The sequence below is a fragment of the Streptomyces niphimycinicus genome, from assembly GCF_018883605.1.
Taxonomy (GTDB): domain Bacteria; phylum Actinomycetota; class Actinomycetes; order Streptomycetales; family Streptomycetaceae; genus Streptomyces; species Streptomyces niphimycinicus.
In genome coordinates, this window is record NZ_JAHLEM010000577.1 from 1 (window position 1) to 7,967 (window position 7,967).

At 71.6% G+C, this 7,967-nt stretch carries 7 protein-coding genes; 1 reads left to right on the top strand and 6 read right to left on the bottom strand.

Translation table 11 applies throughout. From position 1 onward, the window contains the following. The 4 genes from KN815_RS36765 to nsdA all read right to left on the bottom strand — a co-directional run. Positions 1 to 960: [protein-PII] uridylyltransferase family protein (locus KN815_RS36765; protein WP_216346184.1), on the bottom strand; the 960-nt coding region annotated here is incomplete at its 3' end. 174 nt (positions 961 to 1,134) lie between these two features. Further along, the gene (locus KN815_RS36770; RefSeq protein ID WP_014055184.1) at positions 1,135 to 1,473 is read right to left on the bottom strand and encodes a P-II family nitrogen regulator; all 339 of its coding nucleotides are present in this window, start codon (positions 1,471 to 1,473) and stop codon (positions 1,135 to 1,137) included. Beyond that, positions 1,470 to 2,756, bottom strand: a complete 1,287-nt coding sequence (locus tag KN815_RS36775) for an ammonium transporter (RefSeq protein ID WP_216346185.1) — start codon at positions 2,754 to 2,756, stop codon at positions 1,470 to 1,472. The genes KN815_RS36770 and KN815_RS36775 overlap by 4 nt, the downstream gene beginning before the upstream one ends. Positions 2,757 to 2,963: 207 nt before the next feature. Beyond that, positions 2,964 to 4,478, bottom strand: a complete 1,515-nt coding sequence (gene nsdA / locus KN815_RS36780; RefSeq protein WP_216346186.1) for a transcriptional repressor NsdA — start codon at positions 4,476 to 4,478, stop codon at positions 2,964 to 2,966. A 451-nt stretch (positions 4,479 to 4,929) separates the two neighbouring features. Here nsdA and KN815_RS36785 point away from each other — a divergent pair, with 451 nt between their 5' ends. After that, a complete protein-coding gene (locus KN815_RS36785; RefSeq protein ID WP_216346187.1) occupies positions 4,930 to 5,601 on the top strand; it encodes a bifunctional DNA primase/polymerase in 672 nt (223 codons plus the stop codon). A gap of 251 nt (positions 5,602 to 5,852) precedes the next feature. Here KN815_RS36785 and ftsY read toward each other — a convergent pair whose 3' ends face one another. Both ftsY and KN815_RS36795 read right to left on the bottom strand, forming a co-directional pair. Beyond that, entirely contained in the window at positions 5,853 to 7,073 is a 1,221-nt protein-coding gene (ftsY, locus tag KN815_RS36790) for a signal recognition particle-docking protein FtsY (protein WP_216346188.1), read from the bottom strand. A gap of 35 nt (positions 7,074 to 7,108) precedes the next feature. Then, complete coding sequence (locus tag KN815_RS36795) at positions 7,109 to 7,759, bottom strand: response regulator (protein ID WP_216346189.1); 651 nt, start codon at positions 7,757 to 7,759, stop codon at positions 7,109 to 7,111. Positions 7,760 to 7,967 lie beyond the last annotated feature (208 nt).

Here is a 7,967-nt window from a genome sequence, read left to right on the forward strand (position 1 = left end):
CGAGCGCCCGCCGAGGCCGCCGAGCAGTCCGCGCAGCCGGGGCCGGGCGGCCGAGCGGGCGCGCAGCACCCGCTCGACCTCGCGCCAGGTGACATCGCTCGCGTAGGAGATGATCCGGGCGGATTCGTAGATCTGGCGCAGCAGGGCGTCGGCGTCCAGCAGTCCGAGGGCGCTCGCGACCTGGTCCTGTTCCTGGAGCGCGAGGCGGTCGGTGGCGCGGCCGGTGGCCAGATGGAGCGCGTCGCGGGCGTCCAGCAGCCGCCGCCGCGCGTCGTCGAGGCCCTCGCGGGGGGCGTCGGCGAGCCAGGAGGCGGCGATGGCGCGCAGCGCGGTGGCGTCGCGGAGCCCGCCGCGGGCCTCCTTCAGATCGGGTTCGAGCAGGAACTGAAGCTCACCATGGCGCTCGGCGCGCTCCTGGCACAGCGCGTGGAGCTCGGGCAGCCGCCGCGGGGCCTGGGCGCGCCAGTCGGCCAGGACGGTGCTGCGCAGATCGGCGGTGAGCGCCTGGTCGCCCGCGATGTGGCGGGCGTCGAGCAGGCCGAGCTGGACCTTCAGCTCCTCGGCGGCGGTCGTGCGGGCCTCGTCGGGGGTGCGCACCGAGTGGTCGAGGGCGAGGCCCATGTCCCACACCGGGTACCAGACGTGGTCGGCGAGGGCTGCGAGGGCCGAGCGGTCGGCGGAGCCGTCGTGCAGCAGCAGCACATCGAGGTCGCTGCGCGGGGAGAGTTCGCCGCGTCCGTAGCCGCCGACCGCCACCAGGGCGACGCCCCGGCCGATCCCGGCGGTCTGCGCCCCGCCGGTGAGCAGCGCGGCCAGCCACTGGTCGGTGAGTCCGGCCAGGGCGGAGCGGCGCGGCGGCCCGGACCGCGACCCCTCCTGGAGGAGTCGCAGCCTGGCCGCCGCGTAGCCGCCGGGCCCCGAGTGGGTGGTGTCGGTCGTGGTCTCGAGGCTTTCCGTCAACTCGGCTCCCTGTCAGCGTGCGACTGGTTGTCCGGCTCGTGCCGGGCCCTCGGAAGGCGTACGGGCTCCGGTCCGCGGAAGGCGTACGGGCTCCGGTCCGCGGAAGGCGTCCCGGCCCCGGTCCTCGGAGGGCGCCCGGGCCGCGGTCCTCGGAGGGCGTTCCGGCCCCGGCCCTCAGAGGGCGTCCGGGCCGCGCTCCCCGGTGCGGACCCGGACGGCGGTCTCCACGGGGACGCTCCAGACCTTGCCGTCCCCGATCTTTCCGGTGCGGGCCGCCTTGACCACGACATCGACGAGATCGTCGGCGTCCTCGTCCTCGACCAGCACCTCTATGCGCACCTTGGGCACCAGGTCGACGGTGTACTCCGCACCCCGGTAGACCTCGGTGTGGCCGCGCTGGCGGCCGTAGCCGCTGGCCTCGGTGACGGTCAGGCCCTGGACGCCGAACGCCTGGAGCGCTTCCTTGATCTCGTCGAGCCGGTGCGGCTTCACGACTGCGGTGATGAGCTTCACGCGTCCACCTTCTTGTTGTGCGGCTTCTGCGGCGCGGACGCGCCGGTCGCGGCGGGCACCGTACTACGGGCGGATCCGCCCACCGCGCTGAAGTCATAGGCGGTCTCGGCGTGGAACGCCTGGTCGATGCCGCCCAGCTCATCGTCCTCACTGGCCCGGAAGCCGATGGTCATATCGATGAGCTTGGCGAGGATCCAGGAGACGACGAAGGAGTAGAGCAGCACCGTGAAGGCGCCGAGCGCCTGCTTGCCCAACTGGGCCGCGCCGCCGACGCCGTCGGTGGCCAGGACGCCGACCAGGAGGGTGCCGATGACACCGCCGACCAGGTGCACCCCGACCACGTCGAGCGAGTCGTCGAAGCCCAGCTTGTACTTGAGGCTGACGGCCCAGGAGCAGACGACACCGGCCACCAGGCCGATCACGATGGCGCCCCAGGCGTTCACCGCCGCACCCGAGGGGGTGATGGCGACCAGGCCCGCGACCGCGCCGGAGGCGGCACCCAGCGTGGTGAACGCGCCGTGCCGGATGCGCTCGTAGGCGAGCCAGCCGAGCATCGCGACACCGGTGGCGACCTGGGTGTTGAAGGCCATGTTGGCGGCGGTCCCGTTGGCGGCGAGGGCGGAGCCGGCGTTGAAGCCGAACCAGCCGAACCACAGCAGACCGGAGCCGAGCATCACCAGCGGCAGGTTGTGGGGGCGCATCGGGTCCTTCTTGAAGCCGATGCGCTTGCCGAGCACCAAGGCCACGGCGAGGCCCGCGGCGCCCGCGTTGATGTGGACCGCCGTGCCGCCCGCGAAGTCGATGACCTCCCTCTTGAACAGCCAGCCGTCGGCCTGCCAGACCCAGTGGGCCACCGGGAAGTAGACGACCGTGGTCCACAGGGTGATGAACAGTGCCCAGGAGCCGAACTTGACGCGGTCGGCGACGGCTCCGCTGATCAGCGCGGGGGTGATCACCGCGAACATGAGCTGGAAGAGGGCGAAGGCCAGCACCGGGATCGCGTCGGGCTTCTCGCCCCACAGCGAGGTCGGCTCGATGCCCCGGAAACCGATGTGGTCGAGATTGCCCAGCAGCCCGCCGCCGATGTCATCACCGAAGGTGAGCGAATAGCCGAACAGCACCCACAGCAGCGAGACGACGCCGAGCGAGATGAAGGACATCATCAGCATGTTCAGGGCGCTCTTCACCCGCACCATGCCGCCGTAGAAGAAGGCCAGGCCAGGGGTCATCAGCATCACGAGCGCGGCGCTGATCAATACGAACGCGGTATTTGCGCCATTCAATGTGGACGTCTCCTCGAAACGACGGCCCGTGCGGGCAGGACATCGGGGGGCCGGTATTCGCCTCGAGGTTGGCGCAGCACCGTTTCAGCCGATGCCACCCGATGTTTCACCGCAGTGACGAAGGCCGCGGGAGTGTTACGTACCAATGAACCGCGGCTGTCAGGGCGGAGCGCTCCGTTATCGTGTCGCAACCACCGCCGGGACCGCTCAGACGGCCTGGCCGGGCCCCGCGGCCCCTGGCGTATCGGGCATGAGGGTGGCCAGCCGCTCGCCGAGATCGGCGATCTGAGGCACATCGCCGAACTGGCGCACCGCCGTGTCCACGGTCTTGCGCAGCCGGTTGTTGACCCGCTCCGAGCGCACCCGCTTGGCGAGCGGCAGCGCCAGGCGGGCGACCCCGGCGGCCTGCTCGGGCTCCTTCTGGAGGAGATGGACGGTGGCCATGCCGATCAGGTTGAGCGCATACGAACGCTGGGGGCCCGCGTCGTTCTCGGTCTCCTCGCCGAAGAGCTTCACGGCCTGGCGCATCACCGGGTCGGCCATCTTGGCGTAGGTGGGGCTGCGGCCGGCGACATAGGCGAGATCGCGGTAGGAGTGGGCGTTCTCCGCGTTGAGCTCGGCCTCGGAGAAGAAGCGGATCCAGTCGGGGTCGCCGTCGCCCTTGGCGCAGTCGGCGAAGGTGTCCTCGGCCATCTTCACCGCGCGATGGCATTTGCTGGGCTGGCCCATATTGGCGTAGGCGCGGGCCTCCATCGCGTACAGCATGGCCTGGGTCCGCGGGGTGGCGTTCTCCCGGCTGCCGTACTGCGCGAGGTGGATCAGCTCCAGCGCGTCGTCCGGCCGGCCGACGTGGATCATCTGGCGGCTCATACCGGAGAGGATGTACGAGCCGAGGGGGCGGTCGCCGGACTCCTTGGCGGCGTGCAGGGCGAGCACGAAGTACTTCTGCGCGGTGGGCTGGAGCCCGATGTCATAGCTCATCCACCCGGCCAGTTGGGCGAGCTCGCCCGCGACCTTGAACAGCCGCCTGGAGACCGCCTCCGGATGCGGCTCCTGGAGCAGGTCGGTGACCTCGTGCAACTGGCCGACCACCGCCTTGCGGCGCAGCCCGCCGCCGCACTGGGCGTCCCAGGCGCGGAACATCACGATGGTGGACTCCAGCAGCTCCAGCTCCGGCTCGGAGAGCCGGGAGAGCCGGCGCGCGCGCCCGGCGTCCGCCGCTTTGGCGCCGCCGGGCTGTCCGCTCGTGGAGGGCACCAGCCAGCGCTGCATCGGCTCGATCAGGGCGGGGCCCGCGGACAACGCGAGCGAGGTGCCGAGGAAGCCGCGGCGGGCGAGCATCAGATCGCTGCGGGAGAACTCGCCGATCAGCGCGACCGTTTCGGGCCCGGCCCAGGGAAGATCCACACCGGACACGGACGGTGACCGGTGGACGGCACGCAGCCCGAGGTCCTCGATGCCCACCACACAGCCGAAGCGCTCGGAGAACAACTCGGAGAGGATCTGCGGAATCGGCTCCCGGGGCTGCTCGCCGTCCAGCCAGCGGCGCACCCGCGAGGTGTCCGTGCTGATGTGGTGGGCGCCTAACTGCCGCGCTCTGCGGTTGACTTGGCGCGCCAGCTCCCCCTTCGACCAGCCGCTGCGCACGAACCACGACTGCAATTGCGCATTGGGGCGCTTCCCAGCACCGCCGCCGCCGTCGCCCACCCGGAACGCCCCCATCCCACGAATCTTCCCGAACCGCCACCAGAATGCCTTCTGTCACGGTCAGTTGTCCCCGGGATGCGGCGTATCAACCGTCCCGACGGGGAACCGCCACATGCCAGGGGCATGTACCGATCCGTACTCCGCCCGTCGTCAGCTCGCGTTCGAGCGAGCACCACATCCAGGGACCGTGCACTGAAAGTAATCCTACGATCACGCCCCCGGCGAGGCGGTTCCCGAAAACGCCACCATTCGCCACCCCTTCGAATGAACCCGGTTACCGGTTCGCACGATTCACTTGACACCGGGGCGACGGGAAGCAGGTGAAGGGATGCAGGCGGGGGCGCACGGGTCCCGTCTCACCACCTGCGTCACATCGGAGCGCACTCTGCCGCGCCTCCTTGGCGACGGAGCGTCATCGTGACGTTCCGGCTCGTAACCATCCAGAGCGGGACCCGTTGGAGGGGGCATGGGCTTCACGATCGGCGGCAACCGGGACATGCGGTCCGGCTCACGGCGCCGCGGCCGTACGTCCGAGTCCACGACGGTGGCGGAGTACACCGGTCTGTGGGGCTGGGACGTGGTGCCGGGCGCGCGGGCGGCACGGAGCTCGGGGGGCGGCAGAAACGAATGTTCATGCGGTGACCACGGCTGTCCCTCCCCCGGCGCGCATCCGCTCTCCTTCGCCCCCGGCGTCCCGGCGGGCGCCACGCTGGACGCCGCCGCGGCCGCGTGGGAGCGGGTCCCGGGGGCGGCCGTGCTGCTGCCGGTGGGCCGCTCGTTCGACGTCCTGGAGGTCGCGGAGTACGCGGGCGGACACGCGCTGGTCCGGCTGGAGCGGATGGGGCTGCCCCTCGGCCCGGTGGCCGTCACCCCGCACGGGCGCGCCCAGTTCTTCGTCGCCCCCGGTGCCGCCGCCGAACTCCCCGAGCTGCTGTACCGCATGGGCTGGGACGACGCCGACCTCGATCTGCGCTGTCTGGGCCCGGGCGACCACATCACCGCCCCGCCCTCGGACCTCGGCGGCCTCGGACCGGTCCGCTGGCTGCGCCCGCCGACCCTCGACACCGCGGGCCGCCCGCCGCACGCCCGGCTGGTCCTGGGCACCCTCGCCTATCTGAGCCACCGGGCCGGGGCCTGAGGCGGCTTTCCGCTTACCCGAACGCTCCATACCCGAACGCTCCGTACCCGAACGCTCCATACCCGAACGCTCCGTACCCGAACGCTCCGTACCCGAACGCCCCGTATGCGGGCGCTCCATACCCGAACGCCCCGTATGCGGGTGCTGTGCCCGTACGCGGACGCCGTTGAAAGCCGTACCCGAACGCCGGACGGGCCGGGAGTCAACCCCGGCCCGTCCGGCGCGCTACAGGTGATCCCCCCACCACGGCCTCAGCCGCCGATCAGCGCGTCGACGAACGCCTCCGGCTCGAACGGCGCGAGATCGTCCGCGCCCTCGCCCAGCCCCACCAGCTTGACCGGGACCTTCAGCTCACGCTGGACCGCGACGACGATGCCGCCCTTGGCGGTGCCGTCCAGCTTGGTCAGCACGATGCCGGTGATGTCCACGACCTCCGCGAACACCCGCGCCTGCACCAGGCCGTTCTGCCCGGTCGTGGCGTCGAGGACGAGCAGCACCTCGTCCACCGCGCCGTGCTTCTCCACGACCCGCTTGACCTTGCCCAGCTCGTCCATCAGACCGGTCTTGGTGTGCAGCCGCCCGGCGGTGTCGATCAGGACGACGTCCGCGCTCTCCGCGATGCCCTCCTTCACCGCGTCGAAGGCGACCGACGCCGGGTCGCCGGCCTCCGGCCCCCGGACCGTACGGGCGCCGACCCGCTCGCCCCAGGTCTGCAACTGATCGGCGGCGGCGGCGCGGAACGTGTCGGCCGCGCCGAGCACCACCGACTTGCCGTCCGCGACGAGCACCCGGGCCAGCTTGCCGGTCGTGGTGGTCTTACCGGTGCCATTGACGCCGACGACCATGACGACGCCCGGCTTCTCCTCGCCGTTCGCGCCCACGCCGCTCTCGGTGTGCACCGAACGGTCGGCCTCGGTGCCGATGAGGCGCAGCAGCTCCTCACGCAGCAGACCGCGCAGCTCCTCCGGGCTACGGGTGCCGAGCACCTTGACGCGCTCCCGCAGCCGCTCGACCAGCTCCTCGGTCGGCGCCACACCGACATCGGCGGTCAGCAGCGTGTCCTCGATCTCCTCCCAGGTGTCGTCGTCGAGGTGCTCTCGGGACAGCAGCGTCAGCAGCCCCTTGCCCAGAGTGGTCTGGGAGCGGGACAGCCGGGCGCGCAGCCGCACCAGCCGGCCGGCGGTCGGCTCCGGGACCTCGATCGGCGGAACCTCGGGCGGGGCGGCGGCGGGTGCCTCCGCGGCCGGGGCCCCGGTCCCCGGAAGGTCCACCTCCTCGATGGTTCTGCGTGGTTCCTCACGCGGGGTTTCGGCCTCCTCGCCGACGTGCGGTTCGGCGGGCGGCGCGGTGACGGTGGGGCTGCTGGGCGGGGGCGGGGGCAGCCGCTTCTTCTTGCGGCCGCTGATCACGAGCCCGCTGATCGCGGCGACCGCGATCACAGCGATGACTACGGCAAGGATGAGGTATTCCATAACGCCCCCCAGTATCAGCCACGAGGGGGAGCGAGTCATGCGCCTCCCAGCCCGGCCTGCCGGGCGCGCACGATCGCCTGGGCGCGGTCGCGCACTTGGAGCTTGGCGAAGATCGAGCCCACGTGATTACGCACCGTCTTGTCGGTGACCACCAGCCGCTGGGCGATCTGACGGTAGCCGAGACCGGCCGCCAGCAGATCCAGCACCTCCCGCTCCCGGGCCGTCAGAGTCGGGAACGCCTCCTTGGCGGACGCCGAACCCGAGGCGCCGACCAGCGCACCCAGCCGCTCCGCCATCCGCGGGCTGAAGACCGCGCCGCCCCGCGCCACGGTATGCAGCGCCCGCAGGATCTCGTCCCGGCCCGCGCCCTTGAGCAGATAGCCGCGGGCCCCCGCGCGCACCGCGGCCAGCAGGCTGTCGTCGTCCTCCGACATCGTCATGACCAGCACCCGGATCTCGGGGTGATCACACAGAATCCGCCGCGTCGCCTCCAGGCCGGACCGGCCCGGCAGCCCGAGATCCATCACCACCAGATCCGGACCGGTGCGCATGGCCTCGGCCATCGCCCCGTCCGCGCAGGCCGCCTGACCGACTACGGCGAACGCGTCATCGAGATTGACGGCGGCGGCCAAGCCCTCACGGAAGAGGGGATGATCGTCCACCAGCAGTACCCGCCACTGCCCCACGCTTACGGCTCCCTTTCTTTTGAGGCTCGGTTCGCCTCCGGGGCGCCTCAGCCTCCCCCAGCTACCGCTGGGAGGTGCCCCCGGCCGGAAGACCCCAGCACCCGCAGGCCCAATGCCGTGCCGCCCTAAGGCGCCCGGCTCATTGGTCTACTCGTCTTGAGCAGCGCCCGGCACGCCTCGTGCCCGGTGGGCTTCCGGTGCTCCTCGG